The 20,913-nt window shown below is 41.9% G+C and carries 21 protein-coding genes and 2 other annotated features; all 21 genes read left to right on the top strand.

The window, feature by feature from the left end; genetic code table 11:
- Positions 1-50 precede the first annotated feature (50 nt).
- Entirely contained in the window at positions 51-1,253 is a 1,203-nt protein-coding gene (locus tag N780_RS18500) for a bifunctional 2-C-methyl-D-erythritol 4-phosphate cytidylyltransferase/2-C-methyl-D-erythritol 2,4-cyclodiphosphate synthase (protein WP_036787636.1), read from the top strand.
- Positions 1,254-1,350: 97 nt separating this feature from the next.
- On the top strand, positions 1,351-2,820 hold the full coding sequence (gene gltX / locus N780_RS18495) for a glutamate--tRNA ligase (protein ID WP_036787633.1): 1,470 nt from the start codon (positions 1,351-1,353) through the stop codon (positions 2,818-2,820).
- Between the two features lie 43 nt (positions 2,821-2,863).
- Positions 2,864-3,082, top strand: a binding site (T-box leader).
- A gap of 94 nt (positions 3,083-3,176) precedes the next feature.
- On the top strand, positions 3,177-3,848 hold the full coding sequence (gene cysE / locus N780_RS18490; RefSeq protein WP_188655936.1) for a serine O-acetyltransferase: 672 nt from the start codon (positions 3,177-3,179) through the stop codon (positions 3,846-3,848).
- Positions 3,829-5,229, top strand: a complete 1,401-nt coding sequence (gene cysS, locus N780_RS18485; RefSeq protein ID WP_036787631.1) for a cysteine--tRNA ligase — start codon at positions 3,829-3,831, stop codon at positions 5,227-5,229. The genes cysE and cysS overlap by 20 nt, the downstream gene beginning before the upstream one ends.
- Position 5,230: 1 nt before the next feature.
- A complete protein-coding gene (locus N780_RS18480; protein ID WP_036787628.1) occupies positions 5,231-5,644 on the top strand; it encodes a Mini-ribonuclease 3 in 414 nt (137 codons plus the stop codon).
- Positions 5,641-6,384, top strand: coding sequence for a 23S rRNA (guanosine(2251)-2'-O)-methyltransferase RlmB (gene rlmB, locus N780_RS18475; RefSeq protein WP_036787626.1), 744 nt, complete (start codon positions 5,641-5,643; stop codon positions 6,382-6,384). The genes N780_RS18480 and rlmB overlap by 4 nt, the downstream gene beginning before the upstream one ends.
- Positions 6,385-6,386: 2 nt before the next feature.
- The gene (locus N780_RS18470) at positions 6,387-6,896 is read left to right on the top strand and encodes an NYN domain-containing protein (protein ID WP_036787624.1); all 510 of its coding nucleotides are present in this window, start codon (positions 6,387-6,389) and stop codon (positions 6,894-6,896) included.
- A gap of 136 nt (positions 6,897-7,032) precedes the next feature.
- Positions 7,033-7,638, top strand: a complete 606-nt coding sequence (sigH, locus tag N780_RS18465; protein ID WP_052115168.1) for an RNA polymerase sporulation sigma factor SigH — start codon at positions 7,033-7,035, stop codon at positions 7,636-7,638.
- Between the two features lie 60 nt (positions 7,639-7,698).
- A complete protein-coding gene (gene rpmG / locus N780_RS19640) occupies positions 7,699-7,863 on the top strand; it encodes a 50S ribosomal protein L33 (RefSeq protein WP_269746724.1) in 165 nt (54 codons plus the stop codon).
- Between the two features lie 38 nt (positions 7,864-7,901).
- Complete coding sequence (gene secE, locus N780_RS18460; RefSeq protein WP_036787619.1) at positions 7,902-8,075, top strand: preprotein translocase subunit SecE; 174 nt, start codon at positions 7,902-7,904, stop codon at positions 8,073-8,075.
- A gap of 135 nt (positions 8,076-8,210) precedes the next feature.
- Positions 8,211-8,744: a transcription termination/antitermination protein NusG gene (gene nusG, locus N780_RS18455; RefSeq protein WP_036787617.1), complete on the top strand. Its 534-nt coding sequence runs from the start codon at positions 8,211-8,213 to the stop codon at positions 8,742-8,744.
- Between the two features lie 143 nt (positions 8,745-8,887).
- On the top strand, positions 8,888-9,313 hold the full coding sequence (gene rplK, locus N780_RS18450; RefSeq protein ID WP_036787615.1) for a 50S ribosomal protein L11: 426 nt from the start codon (positions 8,888-8,890) through the stop codon (positions 9,311-9,313).
- Between the two features lie 112 nt (positions 9,314-9,425).
- The gene (gene rplA, locus N780_RS18445; RefSeq protein WP_036787612.1) at positions 9,426-10,121 is read left to right on the top strand and encodes a 50S ribosomal protein L1; all 696 of its coding nucleotides are present in this window, start codon (positions 9,426-9,428) and stop codon (positions 10,119-10,121) included.
- A gap of 48 nt (positions 10,122-10,169) precedes the next feature.
- Positions 10,170-10,321: a sequence feature (ribosomal protein L10 leader region), on the top strand.
- Between the two features lie 67 nt (positions 10,322-10,388).
- Positions 10,389-10,889, top strand: a complete 501-nt coding sequence (rplJ, locus tag N780_RS18440) for a 50S ribosomal protein L10 (RefSeq protein WP_036787609.1) — start codon at positions 10,389-10,391, stop codon at positions 10,887-10,889.
- A gap of 51 nt (positions 10,890-10,940) precedes the next feature.
- Positions 10,941-11,300: a 50S ribosomal protein L7/L12 gene (rplL, locus tag N780_RS18435; protein ID WP_036787606.1), complete on the top strand. Its 360-nt coding sequence runs from the start codon at positions 10,941-10,943 to the stop codon at positions 11,298-11,300.
- 122 nt (positions 11,301-11,422) lie between these two features.
- A complete protein-coding gene (locus N780_RS18430; RefSeq protein WP_036787603.1) occupies positions 11,423-12,037 on the top strand; it encodes a class I SAM-dependent methyltransferase in 615 nt (204 codons plus the stop codon).
- Between the two features lie 323 nt (positions 12,038-12,360).
- Positions 12,361-15,909 (top strand): DNA-directed RNA polymerase subunit beta, encoded by a 3,549-nt coding sequence (rpoB, locus tag N780_RS18425; protein ID WP_036787601.1) that lies wholly within the window; start codon positions 12,361-12,363, stop codon positions 15,907-15,909.
- A 64-nt stretch (positions 15,910-15,973) separates the two neighbouring features.
- Positions 15,974-19,591 (top strand): DNA-directed RNA polymerase subunit beta', encoded by a 3,618-nt coding sequence (rpoC, locus tag N780_RS18420; protein ID WP_036787599.1) that lies wholly within the window; start codon positions 15,974-15,976, stop codon positions 19,589-19,591.
- 146 nt (positions 19,592-19,737) lie between these two features.
- The gene (locus tag N780_RS18415) at positions 19,738-19,989 is read left to right on the top strand and encodes a 50S ribosomal protein L7ae-like protein (RefSeq protein WP_036787597.1); all 252 of its coding nucleotides are present in this window, start codon (positions 19,738-19,740) and stop codon (positions 19,987-19,989) included.
- Positions 19,990-20,096: 107 nt separating this feature from the next.
- Entirely contained in the window at positions 20,097-20,510 is a 414-nt protein-coding gene (rpsL, locus tag N780_RS18410; RefSeq protein ID WP_036787595.1) for a 30S ribosomal protein S12, read from the top strand.
- 55 nt (positions 20,511-20,565) lie between these two features.
- Positions 20,566-20,913, top strand: a 348-nt coding sequence (rpsG, locus tag N780_RS18405; protein ID WP_036787592.1) for a 30S ribosomal protein S7, incomplete at its 3' end; no start/stop codon positions are given.

Here is a 20,913-nt window from a genome sequence, read left to right as displayed (position 1 = left end):
GATGTTATCGCTTTTGTTTTGTTTAAAACATTTATTATTACACATTTAGGATGGGATCTATGAGTTCGTATCAAGTTATAATACTAGCTGCTGGTCAGGGGAAGCGGATGAAGGCTGGGGTAAATAAACAGTTTTTATCTATAAACGGGAAGCCGCTTCTCATTCATACAATTGAAGCTTTTATGCAGGATGATTCATGTGAACAGCGAATTGTAGTCATTAATCCAGATGAACGTACACAGATAGAAAGTTTATTAGAGAGGTTTGGATATTCAAGTCTAATTACACTTATTGATGGAGGCCAAGAGCGCCAAGACAGTGTGTACGCGGGTCTTCAGGCTGTTGATGGGGACTCTATCGTTCTTATCCATGATGGAGCGAGACCTTTTGTTACGAAAGAGTCGATTCGGAAGCTGGTAGAAGAGGCTGGTGAACATGGAGCGGCGCTTTTAGCTGTACCGGTGACGGATACGATCAAGCAATATCAAGCGGGTAGCCTTAAAACGTTAAAACGAGACGAGCTCTTTGCGGCTCAAACGCCGCAGGCTTTCCGTTATGGACTCATTATGGCAGCCCATGAGCATGCAAAAGATGAACAGTACCTTGGTACAGACGATGCCTCTCTGGTTGAAAGGCTAGGAGAGAACGTCGAAGTTGTCCAAGGAAGTTATGATAACATTAAGCTCACGACGCCTGAAGATATCGAAAAGGCTGAAACGATTATTCATAAGCGTTCGGCCGCATTAGAAGCGAAGGAGGAAAAAGATATGTTTCGTGTGGGGCAAGGATTTGATGTTCACCAATTAGTAGAAGGAAGACCTTGTATTATTGGGGGTATTGAGATCCCTTATGAGAAAGGTCTACTCGGTCATTCAGACGCAGATGTTTTACTTCATACGGTAGCAGATGCCTGTTTAGGAGCTATTGGAGAAGGTGATATTGGGAAGCACTTTCCGGATACAGAACCTGAATTTAAGGATGCCGACTCTATGAAGTTGCTTGAACATGTATGGAGTATTGTAAAGGGTCATGGATATGAACTAGGGAATATCGATTGTACCATCATCGCACAGGCGCCAAGAATGTCACCTTATACAACAGCTATGCAATCCAACATCGCGCGCATACTAGAGGCAGAAACGTCACAAGTTAACGTAAAAGCCACAACTACGGAAAAACTAGGTTTTCCTGGCCGTAAAGAAGGAGTAGCTGCACAAGCAACAGTTTTACTTACACGCTCAAAATCGCTATAATGAGCAAAGTAAATATCAAAATTCGTTTATCAAGCACGTGCTTGAGATGATAAAATGAAAGTAGACTATCATTCGGTAGAAAGAAGGGGAATTAACCATGACAAATGAAATTCGTGTGCGTTATGCGCCTAGTCCGACAGGGCATTTACATATCGGGAATGCGCGTACAGCACTTTTCAATTATTTATATGCACGCCACCTTGGTGGTAAATTTATTATTCGTATTGAGGATACGGATGAGAAGCGTAACGTTGCTGGTGGAGAACAGAGCCAGATGGAATACTTGAAATGGCTAGGGATTGACTGGGATGAGAGCGTTGACGTTGGTGGAGACTACGGCCCTTATCGTCAAATGGAACGTTTAGACTTGTACCAGAAATACATTGATGAACTATTGGAGAAAAACCTTGCATATAAATGTTATGTGACAGAAGAAGAATTAGAGGCAGAGCGTGAGGCACAGCGCGCTCGTGGCGAGGTACCGAAGTATTCAGGTGCGCATCGTGACCTTACAGAAGAGCAGATCAAACAGTTTGAAGCGGAAGGTCGTCAGCCGAGCATTCGTATTAGAGTTCCAGAAGGGGTTACTTATAAATTTAATGACCTTGTTCGTGGGGAGATTACGTTTGAATCAAGCGACTTTGGTGATTGGGTTATTGCGAAGAAAAACGGAACGCCAACGTATAATTTTGCAGTAGCTGTCGATGATTATCTTATGAAGATTACGGATGTCTTACGTGGTGAAGAGCACATTTCCAATACGCCAAAACAAATGATGGTCTATGATGCTCTTGGTTGGGAAGCACCTCGCTTTGGTCATATGGCTCTAATCTTAAATGAACAACGTAAGAAGCTAAGTAAACGCGATGAGCATATTCTTCAGTTTATTGGTCAGTATGAGAAATTAGGCTACCTACCTGAAGCATTATTCAATTTCATTACATTACTTGGTTGGTCTCCGGTAGGGGAGGAAGAAATCTTTACTGATGAACAACTTATAGAGATCTTTGATCCTTCTCGTCTATCGTCTTCACCAGCAGTATTCGACCCACAGAAGTTAAAGTGGATTAACAACCAATACATTAAAGCTTCAAGTTTAGACCGTATTGTAGACCTTGCACTTCCTCATCTTGTTGAAGCGGGACGCCTTTCTGAAGACATGAGTGAAGACCAACGTGCCTGGGCACGCGAGTTAGTTTCCTTATATCAAGAACAGTTAAACTATGCAGCTGAGATTGTGGAGCTGACAGAACTATTCTTCAAAGAGGAAATTGATTATGACGAAGAAGCTATGGCTGTCTTGAAAGAAGAGCAAGTGCCAGAAGTGCTTGAAACCTATAGTGCCAAACTTGATGAATTAGAAGCTTTTGAACCGGATGCCATTAAAAAGGCAGTTAAAGCTGTGCAAAAAGAAACGGGTCATAAAGGGAAGAAGCTCTTCATGCCAATTCGTGTGGCGACAACTGGTCAGACTCATGGGCCTGAGCTACCAAACGCTATTCACCTACTTGGAAAAGAGACGGTTAAGAAGCGTTTAAAAAATGCTGTAGAGCAGCTTCAAGCATAGAAGTTCACATTTTCCGTGAAATATAATATATTAGCATTAATAACCTAGAACGTTGAAGAGGAGAAGTAAAGGGATCGCTCCTTTCTTGCAGAGACAATCACCCAGGCTGAAAGTGGTTGAAGGAGCTCTTTTGAAATGCACCTCTGAGTCTCTTGTTGAATTGTAGTAAACAAGAGCGGTACTCTCCCGTTATGAGAGGCGAGTTGGAGATAAGTACGTTTTATCTCAAACAGAGTGGAACCGCGCATGAAGCGTCTCTGTGTTTTATAAGCACAGAGGCGCTTTTTTTTCTGTCTCGCATAAGGGTTTATCGCCTACTCACCTTTTTCTCATGATGATGTAATGGAGGGATATGAATGGGGCTTTTCCAAATGCTCAAGGAAGATGTTGATGTTGTATTTGATCAAGACCCGGCTGCTAGAAGTCGGTTTGAAGTAATTTTAACCTACTCAGGATTACATGCGATATGGGGGCACCGACTTGCACATGCCTGTTATATAAAAAAGTTCTTCTTTTTAGCAAGAGTCATCTCGCAACTAAGTCGGTTTTTCACAGGGATTGAAATCCATCCAGGTGCCAAGATTGGCCGTCGATTCTTTATTGATCACGGCATGGGTGTTGTCATCGGGGAAACATGTGAAATCGGTGATAATGTCACCATATTCCAAGGCGTAACGTTAGGTGGAACGGGTAAAGAGAAGGGCAAACGTCACCCAACTCTCAAGGATCATGCCCTTGTGGCCACAGGAGCGAAAGTACTTGGATCCATTACGATTGGTGAGAACTCTAAAGTAGGAGCGGGATCTGTTGTACTTAACGACGTACCTGATCACTCAACTGTTGTAGGGATCCCTGGAACCATTGTTATACGTAATGGAAAGAAAGTACGTAAAGACTTAGATCATCATAAAATGCCTGATCCGGTCGCTGACCGATTTAAAAAGATGGATGAAGAAATTACTCGCTTACAAAAACAAATAGAAGATATGAAACAAGGAGTGAACAATAATGGGGATTCAGATTTATAATACCCTTACACGTCAGAAAGAAGCGTTCAAACCAATTGAAGAAGGTAAGGTACGTATGTATGTGTGTGGCCCAACGGTTTACAACTACATTCACATAGGAAATGCCCGACCTGCTATTGTTTTTGATACGGTTCGTAAGTACTTCCAGTATCAGAATTATGACGTACATTACGTTTTGAACTTTACAGATGTAGATGACAAGTTAATTAAAGCAGCTAACGAACTTGGTTCTGAAGTGCCGGAAATTGCAGAGCGATTCATTGAGGCCTATAAAGAGGATGTAGGAGCATTCGGTGTGGAAGAAGCCGTGGATCATCCTCGTGTAACGGAAAACATGTCTGAAATCATTGAATTTATCAATACGTTAGTGGACAAAGGTCATGCTTATGAATCAGGAGGAGATGTTTATTTCCGGACTCGATCATTTGATTCTTACGGTAAATTATCTCAGCAATCCATTGATGAGCTCAGAACAGGAGCGCGTATTGAAGTAGGGGAGAAGAAAGAAGATCCGCTTGATTTCACCCTATGGAAAACGACGAAGGATGGCGAGATTGCTTGGGAAAGCCCTTGGGGAGAAGGAAGACCTGGTTGGCACATAGAGTGTTCCGCTATGGCGAAGAAATACTTGGGAGATACGATTGACATTCACGCAGGGGGGCAAGACTTAACATTCCCTCACCACGAAAATGAAATTGCTCAATCTGAGGCATTAAACGAAAAGCAATTTGCAAACTATTGGATGCACAACGGCTATATCAAAATTGAGAACGAGAAAATGTCTAAATCTCTCGGTAACTTTGTGCTCGTTCATGATATCATTAAACACCACGATCCTCAGGTTATTCGCTTCTTTATGCTAAGCGTTCATTACCGTCATCCAATCAACTTTAGTGAAGCATTACTTGAAGGAGCTAAGAACAGCTTAGACCGTATAAAGAATGCTTATGAAAACCTAGAGCATCGTAAACAGTCGGCTACGAATCAAACAGAAGATGACGAAGAGTGGATCCAAAAGGTAGAAGCGTACAAGAACACATTTATTGAAGAAATGAACGATGATTTCAATACAGCTAATGCTATTTCTGTACTGTTTGATCTTACGAAAGATGCAAACGTTTATTTACAATCGACTCACACATCCGAAGGTGTTATTACTTCATTCCAACAAACATTGTCTGAATTAGCTGAAGTGTTAGGAATTCATGTAGCTGGAGAAGATGAGTTACTTGATGAAGAAATTGACGCATTAATTCAAGAGCGAATTGATGCAAGAAAGAATCGTAATTTCCAAAGAGCTGATGAAATACGAGATGACTTAAAAGAACGCGGCATCATTTTAGAGGATACACCTCAAGGTACACGCTGGAAGAGAGGGTAATATGAATCATCAAAAAGTCGACGTTAGGCAAATGAAGAGTCTAACCCTCGCCTACATGGGTGATGTTGTATATGAACAATTTGTCAGAGAGCACTTAATTCGGAGCGGGAGTGTGAAACCGCAGCAATTGCACCAAGCTGCGGTACGCTTTGTCTCCGCGAAATCTCAGGCAGCTGTCATTCGCTATTGGCTGGACGAACAGCTGTTAACAGAAGCGGAAGAAGGAATTGCGAGAAGGGGACGAAACGCTAAGAGCGGTTCAACACCTAAGAACACAGATGTACAAACCTATCGTTATAGTACAGCTTTTGAAGCCCTTTTAGGGTATCTGTATTTCATGGAGCAAAAGGACCGGCTAATCGAGTTAGTTGACCAAGCGATACAATACGTAGAAGAAAGGAGCGCGACAACATGAAAGAAGAATGGATTATAGGGAAAAATGCCGTTTCAGAAGCATTAAAATCAGGGCGTTCAATTAATAAAGTAATGGTCTCTGATCAACTTCAACATAAAGCAACTCAAACTCTCCAAAAGATCGCTAAAGAAAACGGAGTTCAAGTTCAAAAAGTACCTAAGAAAAAAATTGATCAATTAGTAGATGGAAGCCACCAAGGTGTTATAGCTTCAGTAGCGGCATATAGCTACAGTGAACTAGAAGATTTGTTTGATCATGCGCACCAGAAGGGAGAGGCCCCTTTCTTCTTAATTCTAGATGAAATTGAAGATCCTCATAATTTAGGTTCCATCCTTCGAACAGCAGATGCCGCTGGTGTACATGGGATTATCATTCCAAAGAGACGTTCTGTAGGATTAACGGCTACTGTAGCGAAAACATCTACAGGAGCAATTGAATATATTCCGGTCGTACGAGTGACGAATTTAGCACGTACAATTGAAGATTTGAAGAAAGAACATGTATGGGTGGTAGGAACAGATGCTAAAGGAGAAGAGGACTACCGACAACTAAAAGGGGACATGCCGATTGCACTTGTCATTGGTAGTGAAGGAAAAGGGATTAGCCGTTTAGTAAAAGAAAAATGCGACTGGTCTGTTCGTTTACCAATGGTTGGACACGTCACATCTCTTAATGCATCTGTTTCGGCTAGTTTGCTTATGTATGAAATACACAGGAAGCGCCACCCATTGGGTGAGTAGTAATGGTAGTTCTCATTGTAGATGGATACAACATTATAGGGGCTTGGCCAGAGCTTCAATCTTTAAAAGATCATGACCTTGGCCAAGCCCGTGATCTATTAATCGAAAAGATGGCTGAATATCGGGCTTTCTCCAAATACAGAGTGATTGTGGTCTTTGATGCATATTATGTGCAAGGTATAGAGAAAAAGCGAAAAAATTATGACGTAGAAATTGTCTTTACGAGAGAAAATGAAACAGCAGATGAGCGAATAGAAAAGCTTGTACAGGAAGTTAAAAACATCAGAACGCAAGTATATGTGGCAACTTCGGACTACACGGAACAACGAACGATATTTGCTCAAGGCGCATTACGTTTATCAGCAAGAGAACTTCAAATCGAGATGAAAAATATAGAAAAAGAGATTCAAAACGAGGTAAAGTCTTATAATCAGGTTCAAAACAGGTCTAAAATACCGATAAAAAAAGAAGTGTTAGATGTCTTCGAAAAGTGGAGAAGAGGCGAAAAGTAATGCCGGCTTGTGTTGACGCTTCTGAAACGCTTACTGTATAATATTTCTATATATCGAGTGTAGTACGGTCGGGGGGAATCCTTACGTGATCATCGGACAAGTGGAGAAGGACATCAAGGATTTGGATTTTGAACAAATGTCAGACGAAGATGTCGTTGTTTATGTGCATAAAGGAGATAGTCGAGCTTTAGAACATTTGATTAATAAGTATAAGAATTTTGTACGTGCTAAAGCCCGCACATATTTTTTAATTGGCGCAGACCGAGAAGATATTGTGCAGGAAGGAATGATCGGGTTGTATAAAGCAATTCGAGATTATCAAGAGGACAAGCTTTCCTCGTTTAAAGCCTTCGCAGAACTTTGTGTAACTCGCCAAATAATTACTGCCATTAAAACCGCCACTAGACAGAAGCATATACCGCTTAACTCATATGTTTCTTTAGACAAACCCATCTATGATGAAGAGTCCGATCGAACATTGTTGGACGTAATAGCCGGTGCAAAAGCATTAGATCCCGAGGAATTGATTATAAACCAGGAACGGTTTGGTGACATGGAATATAAAATGTCAGAATTGTTAAGTGATTTAGAAAGAAAGGTACTGAGTTTATATTTAGATGGCAGATCCTATCAGGAGATTTCGGTAGATTTAAACCGTCATGTTAAGTCCATTGATAATGCACTGCAACGGGTGAAGAGGAAGCTTGAACGATACCTTGAAATCAGTGAAATAACGCTCTAACACTACGTTGACAGCCTTATAATCCCATGGTACATTAATGGAAGTGACTAAAACCCTGAAATGGGGCGGAGAAAAATGCGGAAAAAGGTAGTCTTAGCGTGTGTTGAATGTGCAAGTCGTAACTACTCAACAAATAAGAACTCGAGCATCAATCCTGAGCGACTTGAAGCACGAAAGTATTGTAAGAATTGCGGCAAACACACCCTGCACCGGGAGACAAAATAACGAGGAAGCCTTACGGGTGAAAGTTTGGGGGTACTAGCATGTTCAAGTTTTTCAAAAACGTTTCTCGAGAAATGCAAAAAGTCAGTTGGCCTAAAGGGAAAGAACTTTCTAAATACACTGTAACGGTTATTTCAACCGTGGCTTTTGTTGCTGTCTTCTTTGCGGTAGTAGACTTAGGGATTTCGTGGATTCTTGAATTGATTACCGAATAAAGCACTTATGTTTATGTTATAATGTTATTAATACGTTTCTTGCTCAAAAAACCCGTTTAACGGGTTTTTTCATGTTGATCAAAAAACGAAACTTAACAATGAGGGAGGGAAGGGCAAACCGTTTGTCCTGAAACTATGGAAAAAAGATGGTATGTTGTACACACTTATTCTGGTTACGAGAATAAAGTGAAAACAAATTTAGAGAAACGTGTGGATTCTATGGGGATGGAAGATAAGATCTTCCGTGTAATTGTCCCTGAAGATGAAGAAACGGAAATTAAAAACGGTAAACGTAAGACCGTTAAAAAGAAGACTTTCCCCGGCTATGTGTTGGCGGAAATGGTAATGACGGATGATTCGTGGTATGTTGTACGTAATACACCAGGAGTAACAGGTTTCGTTGGATCTACTGGTTCAGGTTCGAAGCCTACCCCTCTCTTGGAAGAAGAAATGGAAACAGTTCTTAAGCGAATGGGAATGGACGAACCGCTCCAAGACATTGGCTTTGAAGTAAAAGAAAGTGTCCGTGTAACCGAAGGGCCTTTCGCGAACTTTACTGGCTCTATTGAATCTATTGACTTGGATAAGCAAAAGGTAAAAGTACACGTTAATATGTTTGGGCGCGAAACCCCTGTTGAGCTTGAGTTTTCTCAAATTGAAAAATTATAATGGGGACCCCTTGCATTCTTTCTGGAAAAATGCTAGAATTTTTATGTTCTTAATGCCTCGAGAAAGAGGATTTATGTGTATATGATTGAGTGGGAGGGGAAAAGCCCCTGTAACCACATCACGGACTTAAGGAGGTGTGTCTCGTGGCTAAAAAAGTTATTAAAGTTGTAAAACTACAGATCCCTGCAGGTAAAGCCAACCCGGCTCCACCAGTTGGACCAGCACTAGGTCAAGCAGGTGTTAACATCATGGGTTTCTGTAAGGAATTTAACGCACGTACAGCAGATCAAGCTGGTATGATCATTCCGGTTGAAATTACGGTGTTTGAAGACCGTTCATTTACATTCGTCACTAAAACTCCGCCTGCTGCCGTTCTTCTTAAAGATGCGGCTGGCATTAAATCCGGATCAGGCGAACCGAACCGCAATAAAGTTGCAACAATTAAGCGCGACAAAGTACGCGAAATTGCTGAAACAAAAATGCCTGACCTAAATGCTGCTGACGTGGATGCAGCTATGCGCATGGTTGAAGGTACAGCGCGTAGCATGGGACTTGTTATCGAGGACTAATCCCACAGCGGCTCTGGATTGAGTAAGGTTGCGAGGTGGGGGTTTTCCGCATTTCGCAACCTTTATTCGTGGGAGGTAAAACCGTTAAAACCACAACGAGGAGGAAAATGAAATGGCTAAAAGAAGCAAAAGATACGAAGAAGCTTTAAAATTAGTAGATAAATCAAAAGCTTATGACTCTCAAGAAGCAGTCAAGCTAGTTAAAGAAACATCGAAAGCAAACTTTGATGAAACAGTTGAAGCTGCTTTCCGTCTAGGGGTAGACCCTAAGAAAGCGGACCAACAAATCCGTGGCGCTATGGTACTACCACACGGAACTGGTAAATCCCAACGTGTTCTAGTTTTCGCTAAAGGTGATAAAGCGAAAGAAGCAGAAGCAGCGGGTGCAGACTTCGTAGGTGAACAAGACCTAATCAACCAGATCAACCAAGGTTGGTTTGAATTTGATGTAGTTGTAGCGACTCCAGACATGATGGCTGAAGTTGGTAAACTAGGTCGCGTACTTGGACCAAAAGGTCTAATGCCTAACCCTAAAACAGGAACTGTAACATTCGATGTTGAAAAAGCTGTTAACGAAATCAAAGCAGGTAAAGTTGAATACCGCGTTGATAAAGCAGGAAACATCCATGTACCAATTGGTAAAGTTTCCTTTGAAAATGACAAATTAGTTGAGAACTTCACAGCGATCACTGAAACGCTAATGAAGGCGAAGCCTCAGGCTGCTAAAGGAACTTACATGCGTAACGCATCAGTAGCTTCCACTATGGGACCTGGTGTACGCGTAGACATTTCTTCTTTCAAAAGCTAATTTGGCATTGACTTTTCAATAGCGCTTAGCTATAATATTCAATGTTGCAAATATGAATACGTTATACCGTAGACAGTAGGTGCGCTTGTCGCTTAATTTCCTACCGAGGTGTGTTGATATACGTGATAGTTGTTCGCCGATAGCTATCATCAACTCATGTGCCTTCTTGTCTACCTTGAAGGCACATTTTTTATGACTTATATCGCGAGCCTTTTATGAACCTTGGCACCCTAACGGTATGATGAAAAGTCAATAGGAGGTGGAACGATGAGCAGAATTATTGAACACAAGAAACAGCTTGTTTCTGAAATTGCTGATAAACTTCAGAACAGTAAATCTACAGTACTTGTAGATTACCGCGGGCTAGACGTTGATACGGTAACGAATCTTCGTCAACAACTTCGTGAAGCTGGCGTAGACTTCAAAGTGTACAAAAACACAATGACTCGCCGTGCGACAGCAGAAGCGAACTTAACTGAGCTTGATGAGGTATTAGTTGGACCAACAGCACTTGCATTCAGCGAGGACGACGCTGTATCCCCTGCTAAAATCATCAACAGCTTCGTTAAAGAAAACGACGCTCTTGAAATTAAAGGTGGCGTAATCGAAGGTAGTGTTGCAAGCGTTGAGCAAATCAAAGAACTTGCAGAACTTCCGGACGCAAACGGACTTGTATCTATGCTACTTTCTGTACTACAAGCTCCAATGCGCAACTTCGCACTTGCAACAAAAGCTGTTGCAGACCAAAAAGAAGAACAAGGCGCTTAATAGCCTAATAGGCACGTCTAATAATTATATTTATTACAAGGAGGATATATCATGACTAAAGAACAAATTATCGACGCGATCAAAGAAATGAACGTTCTTGAACTTAATGATTTAGTAAAAGCAATTGAAGAAGAATTTGGAGTAACTGCTGCAGCACCTGTAGCTGTAGGTGGCGGCGCTGAAGAAGCTGCTGAAGAGCAAACTGAATTTGACGTTGTTCTTGAAGACGCTGGTTCTTCTAAGATCAAAGTAGTTAAAGCAGTTCGCGAAATCACTGGACTTGGACTTAAGGATGCTAAAGACTTAGTAGACAACGCTCCAAAACCAGTTAAAGAGGGCATTGCTAAAGAAGAAGCTGAAGAAATGAAAACTAAGCTTGAAGAAGCAGGCGCTAAGATCGAACTTAAGTAAGAGAAAGCACAAAAAGCTCGCTGGATAACGGCGAGCTTTGCTTTTTGTTATACATTAGTTTTTGGGCAATTTACTCAAAAAATCTTATGTAAAGCATATTGCAAGATGGGTAGGTGTTATGGATGGCAGAACACTATTATTCAAGAAATCCTGAATCTAAGAGTGCTCCAAAGTCATGGACGTTCAACTTACGAGGAAGAACGCTTAACTTTAGCACAGATCAAGGAGTATTTTCTAAAGACGAAGTAGATTTTGGGTCTAGAACCTTAATAGAAACGTTTGCTGAACCAGAGATCAATGGAGAATTTCTTGATCTGGGCTGTGGATATGGCCCCATAGGTCTTTCCCTCGCTCTGGATTTCCCAGATCGTAAAGTTGTTATGGTAGATGTTAACGAGCGAGCGACTCAATTAGCTCAAAACAACGCAGCAAAGAACAACGTAAAGAATGCAGACATTATCCAAAGTGACCAATTTTCTGCTATACAACATCAGAGCTTTGCGGCAATCGTAACGAATCCACCAATTAGAGCAGGAAAGAAAGTTGTTCATTCCATGTTCGATCAAAGTCACCGGGCTCTTCTCCCAGGAGGCGAATTGTGGGTTGTCATTCAAAAGAAACAAGGTGCTCCATCTGCTAAGCAACATTTAGAAGAACTATTCGACCAGGTAACGATTGAAAAGAAGGCGAAGGGTTACTTCATTCTTAAGGCGAAAAAGTTTGACTCCGAAATTTAGTTGTGATAGTATTGAAAAATGCCAATATATAAGTTTCTATGTCAAGAGTTTTTTTAAACTTTTTGCGTATAAAAGCCTTTCGTTAGGCAAGAATGGTAAAATCGAATAAACAAATCGTATATTGTGGTTTTCTTCTAGAAACCCTTTTTTCTTTTGTCTAACGTTAAGGAAAACGGAATTGTTCAATTACACTCGTCTTGTACGAGTGTAACTATAGATTAACCTGGTGCAGGAGAGATCTTTCTGTACTAGCTAGTTCGGCATGCCATTTTTGCCGGACAATTTTTTCTTTATTAAAATGCTTGATTTGAGGGGTGAATCAGTTGACAGGTCAACTAGTTCAGTATGGACGACACCGCCAGCGCAGAAGTTATGCGCGTATCAGCGAAGTACTCGAATTACCAAATTTAATTGAAATTCAAACTGCTTCTTATGATTGGTTCTTAGAAGAAGGTTTGAGGGAGATGTTCCAAGACATTTCACCAATTGAGGACTTTACAGGCAATCTTTCTTTAGAGTTTGTAGATTACACACTCGGAGAGCCAAAGTATCCTGTAGATGAATCAAAAGATCGAGATGTCACATATTCAGCTCCTCTTCGCGTTAAAGTACGCTTGCTTAATAAAGAAACTGGCGAAGTTAAAGAGCAGGAAGTGTTTATGGGCGATTTCCCACTAATGACTGGTACAGGTACTTTCGTCATTAATGGTGCAGAGCGTGTAATCGTATCTCAGTTAGTTCGTTCTCCAAGTGTCTACTTTAATCCTAAAGTTGATAAGAACGGTAAGAGAGGGTATACAGCTACTGTAATCCCTAACCGTGGTGCTTGGTTAGAATTCGAAACAGACGCAAAAGACGTAGTTCACGTACGTATTGATCGTACCCGTAAACTTCCGATTACAGTCTTATTGCGTGCTCTAGGATTTGGAACAGACCAAGAGATCATTGATCTTATTGGTGAGAACCAATACCTTAAGAATACGCTTGAGAAAGATAATACGGAAAACAGTGAAAAAGCTCTTTTAGAAATTTACGAGCGACTTCGCCCTGGTGAACCACCAACGGTAGAAAATGCGAAGAGTTTACTTGTTTCACGCTTCTTTGATCCAAAAAGGTATGATCTTGCACACGTAGGTCGTTACAAGATTAATAAGAAGTTACACATCAAGAATCGCCTATTTAACCAAGTGTTAGCTGAGTCATTAGCTGATCCGGAAACAGGTGAAATCCTTGCAAACAAAGGGGATAAACTAGATCGCCGCTTATTAGACAAGATTCTACCATATCTTGAAGGTTCTGAAGAGAATCTTGGAGATGAATACGTAGAACCTCATGACGGTGTGCTAGATGACCCTATGAAGATCCAAAACATTAAGATTGTAGATCCTACAGACCCTGAAGGGGAGAAAACTCTTAATGTAATCAGCAATGCAAATGTTGATGACAGTACTAAGAACATCACGCCTTCTGACATTCTATCTGCAGTAAGTTACTTCTTTAACTTACTTCATAATGTTGGTGGCACGGACGATATTGACCACTTAGGTAACCGTCGTCTTCGTTCGGTTGGTGAGCTTCTGCAGAACCAATTCCGTATTGGTCTATCTCGTATGGAGCGTGTAGTACGTGAGCGTATGTCGATCCAAGACACTGCTTCTATTACACCACAACAGCTGATCAACATTCGCCCAGTTATTGCTTCTATCAAAGAGTTCTTTGGTAGCTCTCAGTTATCCCAGTTCATGGACCAAACGAACCCGCTTGCAGAATTAACGCACAAACGCCGTCTTTCTGCATTAGGACCTGGTGGTTTGACACGTGAGCGTGCAGGTTTTGAAGTACGTGACGTTCACTATTCCCACTATGGACGTATGTGTCCAATCGAGACGCCAGAGGGACCAAACATTGGTCTTATTAACTCTCTTTCCTCATATGCAAAAGTAAACAAATTTGGCTTTATTGAAACACCATATCGTCGTGTTGACCCTGAAACAGGGAAAGTAACAGCTCAAATTGATTACTTGACTGCTGATGAAGAGGACAACTATGTGGTGGCTCAGGCAAACGCAAAGTTAGAAGAAGATGGATCATTCCAAGATGAGGAAGTAATCGCACGTTTCCGTGGTGAGAACACTGCAGTTAAACGTGAACGTATTGACTATATGGACGTATCGCCGAAACAGGTTGTTTCTGCTGCGACAGCGTGTATTCCTTTCTTAGAAAACGATGACTCCAACCGTTCCCTAATGGGTGCGAACATGCAACGTCAAGCTGTACCTTTAATGGAACCTGAATCTCCATTAGTGGGTACTGGTATGGAATATGTATCTGGTAAAGACTCTGGTGCTGCTGTTGTGGCGCATCATGAAGGTATCGTAGAACGTGTAGATGCTAAGGAAGTTCTTGTTCGTCGTATCTCAGTGGTAGACGGAAAAGAAGTAGAAGGCGACTTAGATCGCTACCGTTTCCAGAAATTTATCCGTTCAAACCAAGGTACTTGTTACAACCAGAAGCCAATCGTTAGCGCTGGTGATCGTGTTGAAAAAGGAGAAATCCTTGCTGATGGACCTTCGATGGAAAAAGGTGAACTTGCACTAGGTAAAAACCCGCTTGTTGCCTTTATGACATGGGATGGTTATAACTATGAGGATGCGATTATCATGAGTGAACGCCTTGTAAAAGACGACGTTTACACTTCTATTCATATTGAAGAGTATGAATCAGAAGCTCGTGATACGAAATTAGGACCAGAAGAAATTACACGTGATATCCCGAACGTAGGTGAAGATGCGCTTAAAGATCTAGACGACCGCGGAATTATTCGTGTCGGTGCTGAGGTAAGTGATAGCGATCTGTTAGTAGGTAAAGTGACACCTAAGGGTGTGACAGAGCTTTCAGCAGAAGAGCGTTTATTACATGCGATCTTTGGTGAGAAAGCACGTGAAGTACGTGACACTTCCTTGCGCGTGCCACACGGCGCTGGCGGTATCGTTCTTGATGTTAAGATCTTCAATCGTGAAGATGGAGATGAACTGCCTCCTGGTGTAAATCAGTTGGTTCGCGTTTACATCGTTCAAAAGCGTAAGATATCTGAAGGTGACAAAATGGCCGGTCGTCACGGTAACAAAGGTGTAATCTCTAAGATCCTTCCTGAGGAAGATATGCCTTACCTGCCAGACGGCACACCAGTCGATGTCATGTTAAACCCATTAGGTGTACCTTCACGTATGAACATTGGTCAGGTACTAGAGCTACACTTAGGTATGGCTTCTCGCCTATTAGGTGTTCGTATGGCTACACCAGTATTTGATGGTGCACGTGAGGAAGACGTTTGGGAAACATTACAAGAAGCTGGCATGGCAAGAGATGCGAAGACAATTCTTTATGATGGACGTACTGGTGAACCGTTTGACAACCGTGTATCTGTAGGTGTTATGTACATGATTAAACTTGCACACATGGTTGATGACAAACTTCACGCGCGTTCTACTGGACCATACTCTCTTGTTACGCAACAACCGTTGGGTGGTAAAGCTCAATTTGGTGGTCAGCGTTTCGGTGAGATGGAGGTATGGGCACTTGAAGCATACGGTGCTGCATATACACTTCAAGAAATCTTAACTGTTAAGTCTGATGACGTTGTTGGGCGTGTTAAAACGTATGAATCAATTGTCAAAGGCTCTAACGTACCTGAACCAGGCGTGCCAGAATCATTTAAAGTATTGATTAAAGAGTTACAAAGTTTAGGTATGGACGTTAAGATGCTAACAGCGGATGAATCTGAAATTGATTTACGTGATATTGAAGAAGAAGAAGCGCAATCAGCTGAGAAGCTGAACGTTGATGGCGATCCTAAAGACGAAATAGAGTAAGAGCTTATGACACTGGACTCTAAGCTTAGGGTAAAACCTGGAGATTATAAGGGAGGTAGGCCCCTTGCTAGATGTAAACAACTTTGAATATATGAAGATTGGTTTAGCTTCGCCTGATAAGATTCGTTCTTGGTCATTTGGTGAAGTTAAGAAACCAGAAACCATTAACTATCGTACGTTAAAGCCGGAGAAAGACGGTTTGTTCTGTGAACGCATTTTCGGTCCTACAAAAGACTGGGAATGTCATTGTGGTAAATACAAGCGTGTTCGTTACAAAGGAATCGTTTGTGATCGTTGTGGCGTAGAAGTAACCAAAGCAAAAGTACGTCGTGAGCGTATGGGGCACTTAGAATTAGCTGCCCCTGTCTCTCACATTTGGTACTTCAAAGGAATTCCAAGTCGTATGGGACTTGTTCTTGATATGTCACCTCGTGCTTTAGAAGAAGTTATCTACTTCGCGGCATATGTCGTTACAGATCAAGGTGATACGGCTCTTGAGAGAAAGCAGTTACTTTCTGAGAAAGAATACCGTACGTATCGTGAGAAGTACGGAAAGTCCTTCCAAGCTCTAATGGGTGCTGAGGCGATTCGTAAGTTGCTTCAAGATATCGATCTAGAGAAAGAAGTAGAAACTCTTAAAGAAGAATTGAAAACAGCTCAAGGACAGCGTCGTACACGCGCTATTAAACGTTTAGAAGTACTTGAGGCGTTCCGTGGATCAGGTAACAATCCATCTTGGATGATTCTAGATGTACTACCTGTAATTCCGCCAGAACTTCGCCCGATGGTACAACTTGACGGTGGACGTTTTGCAACGTCTGATTTAAACGACCTATATCGTCGTGTAATTAACCGTAATAACCGCTTGAAGCGTCTATTAGATCTTGGAGCTCCTACGATTATCGTTCAAAACGAAAAGCGTATGCTTCAAGAAGCTGTAGATGCTTTGATTGATAACGGTCGACGTGGCCGTCCGGTTACCGGACCAGGAAACAGACCTCTTAAGTCTCTTTCTCATATGCTGAAAGGTAAACAAGGTCGTTTCCGTCAGAACTTGCTTGGTAAGCGTGTAGACTACTCTGGTCGTTCTGTAATCGTCGTTGGGCCTAGCCTAAAGATGTATCAGTGTGGTTTACCGAAAGAAATGGCTTTAGAACTATTCAAACCATTCGTAATGCGTGAACTAGTTGATCGCGGACTTGCGCACAACATAAAGTCTGCTAAACGCAAAATAGAACGCATTCACCCAGAGGTTTGGGATGTTCTAGAAGAAGTGATTAAAGAGCACCCGGTTCTTCTAAACCGTGCCCCTACACTTCACCGTCTTGGAATCCAAGCATTCGAACCAACACTTGTAGAAGGACGTGCAATTCGCCTGCACCCACTAGTATGTACAGCGTATAACGCTGACTTTGATGGTGACCAAATGGCTGTTCACGTACCACTATCTGCAGAGGCCCAAGCAGAAGCTCGTATCTTAATGCTTGCTGCGCAAAACATCCTGAACCCTAAGGATGGAAAGCCAGTAGTTACACCTTCCCAGGACATGGTTTTAGGTAACTATTATCTAACACTAGAGCGCGTGGACGCAGTTGGTGAAGGTAAAGTATTTAAGGATACTGATGAAGCTTTAATTGCTTATCAGAATGGATATGTTCACTTACACACACGTGTAGCTGTGCATGCTCGCTCATTAAATAATGGGACATTCACTGAAGAACAAAACAACCAGCTGTTACTAACAACTGTTGGTAAGTTAATCTTCAACGAAATTCTACCTGAATCTTTCCCTTACATTAATGAACCGACTCAAAGTAACCTTGAAGGCAAAACGCCTGAAATGTACTTCATTGAGAAAGGTACAGATGTTAAAGAGGAAATCAAAAAACGCGAATTAGTTTCTCCGTTCAAGAAGAAGATTCTTGGGAACATTATCGCAGAAGTCTTTAAACGCTTTAAGATTAGTGAAACGTCTAAAATGCTTGACCGTATGAAGGACTTAGGTTTCGCTTATTCAACTAAAGCTGGTATCACTGTAGGTGTTTCTGACATCGTGGTACTTCCAGAGAAACAAACCATCCTTGAAGAAGCTCAAGGTAAAGTAGACAAAGTTATGAAACAGTTCCGTCGTGGTTTGATTACAGATGATGAGCGTTATGATCGCGTTATTGCTATTTGGTCAGCGGCCAAAGACGATATTCAAGATCGTTTAATGCACACACTTGATCCTGCCAACCCAATCTTCATGATGAGTGATTCCGGAGCTCGTGGTAACGCATCTAACTTCACACAGTTAGCTGGTATGCGTGGTCTTATGGCCAACCCGGCTGGTAAGATCATCGAACTTCCAATCAAATCAAGTTTCCGTGAAGGTCTGACGGTTCTAGAGTACTTCATCTCTACACACGGTGCTCGTAAAGGTCTTGCCGATACAGCACTGAAAACAGCCGACTCAGGTTACCTTACACGTCGTCTAGTTGACGTAGCACAAGATGTTATCGTTCGTGAAGATGACTGTGGCACTGACCGTGGCTTAGAAGTGGCTTCCCTTACTGAAGGTACGGAAATGATTGAACCGCTTATCGATCGTCTAATAGGTCGTACAGCATTCAAGACGATCCGTAACCCAGAAACAGGCGAAGTGATGGCTACTCGTGATCAAATCATAACTGAAGATATGGCGCGCTCTATTGTGGATGCGGGTGTTGAAAAAGCAACCATCCGTTCAGCATTTACATGTAACACACGCCATGGTGTATGTAAGAAATGTTACGGCCGTAACTTAGCAACTGGCTCAGAAGTAGAAGTAGGAGAAGCTGTTGGAATCATTGCTGCACAATCGATCGGTGAACCAGGTACACAGCTTACAATGCGTACCTTCCACACTGGTGGTGTTGCAGGAGATGATATCACACAAGGTCTACCTCGTATTCAAGAGTTATTTGAAGCTCGTAACCCTAAAGGTCAAGCTGTAATCAGTGAGATCCATGGTACAGTAGAAGAAGTTAATGAAGTAAAAGAAAAGCTCGAAATCACAGTACAAGGCGAAGTTGAAAAACGTAGCTACACAGCCCCATATGGTGCTCGTATGAAAGTTACAGTTGGAGACACTGTTCAAGCTGGTGAAGAGCTAACAGAAGGTTCTGTAGATCCAAAAGAATTACTGAAAATTCAAGGTGTAGAAGGCGTTGAAATGTATCTTCTACGTGAAGTTCAGAAAGTTTACCGTATGCAGGGTGTAGAAATCGGGGATAAGCACGTTGAAGTAATGGTGCGCCAGATGCTTCGCAAAGTGCGTGTACTTGATGCAGGTGATACGGATGTTCTTCCTGGCTCACTACTTGAGATCCACCAATTCCGTGATGCAAACCGTCAATCACTTGTAGAAGGAAGCCAACCAGCGGTGGGCCGTCCGGTTCTACTTGGAATTACGAAAGCATCACTAGAAACGGATTCCTTCCTATCTGCCGCATCCTTCCAGGAGACTACTCGTGTCCTAACTGATGCTGCTATTAAAGGAAAACGTGACGAATTGCTAGGACTTAAAGAAAATGTTATTATTGGTAAGTTGGTTCCGGCCGGTACAGGTATGCCTCGCTACCGTTCAGTTCAACCAGCATCCGATGAATTAACAGAAGATATGATTAAAGCTGAAGAGCCTGAAGAGATCACACAGTCTTAATTTTGTAATAGTAAGCTGATGAAGCAAGTGATAATCTAGGGAGCATCTAGAAAAAATATTCTAACCACGTTGACATTATGTGATGCGGGTGATACTATATTCTAGGTGCTTCCATTTATCCTTGTTACTTTGGAGGATATAGTTAAATGTCTTATGAAAAAGTAGCACAGGCTAAGTCGAATGTAGTAATTGGAACAAAGCAAACCATGAAAGCTATAAAGCATGGTCAAGTTCAAGAAGTTATTGTTGCTGATGATGCTGATCAGCATGTAACGGCTAAAGTACTGCGACTCGCAGAAGAGTTTGAAACTCCTTTCGCACGAGTAGATTCAATGGATAAATTGGGTAAAGCTTGTGGGATTGATGTGGGAGCAGCTGTAGTAGCGATAAAGCAATAAAGTTTTGGCGGAAAGGCAAACTTTCGCGAAAGCTTTGTTTTTTGCTTATTTATGAACCACCTGGATGTGTGGTATTACAATCCTTAGTTTGAAGGGAGGAAAATTAAATGCCTACTATTAATCAATTAGTACGTAAAGGTCGCGTTTCTAAGAAGAAAATGTCAGACTCTCCAGCGCTTAACAAAGGCTATAACAGCTACAAGAAGAAGTTCACAGATCAGTCTTCTCCACAAAAGCGTGGTGTTTGTACACGTGTTGGTACGCTAACACCAAAGAAACCGAACTCTGCACTTCGTAAATATGCTCGTGTTCGTTTAACGAACAGCATCGAAGTAACTGCGTATATCCCTGGTATCGGCCACAACCTACAAGAGCACAGTGTTGTTCTTATCCGTGGTGGACGTGTTAAAGACTTACCGGGTGTACGTTACCACATTGTACGTGGTGCTCTTGACACTGCTGGTGTTGAAGGCCGCATGCAAGGTCGTTCTAAGTACGGAACGAAAAAACCTAAAAAATAAGGCAAGTTAACTTGCACTTAATAAAACTTTAGTAAGATTGAAAGGAGGGGACCGTATGCCACGTAAAGGACCAGTACCAAAGCGTGATGTATTGCCAGACCCAATGTACAACTCTAAGCTTGTAACTCGCCTGATCAACCAAATCATGGTGGATGGTAAACGCGGTAAAGCACAAAAAATTCTTTATAAAGCATTCGAACTAGTTCAAGAGCGTAGTGGAAACGACGCAATGGAAACTTTCGAACAAGCTCTTAAGAACGTAATGCCAGTACTAGAGGTTAGAGCACGTCGTGTAGGTGGATCTAACTACCAAGTACCTGTTGAAGTACGTCCAGAGCGCCGTCAAGCACTTGGACTTCGTTGGGTTGTTAACTATTCTCGTCTACGCGGTGAGAAAACAATG

The sequence above is a fragment of the Pontibacillus chungwhensis BH030062 genome (assembly GCF_000770675.1).
Taxonomy (GTDB): domain Bacteria; phylum Bacillota; class Bacilli; order Bacillales; family BH030062; genus Pontibacillus; species Pontibacillus chungwhensis.
Note: the sequence above shows the minus strand (reverse complement) of the source record. Positions and strands in the feature narration are given on the sequence as shown.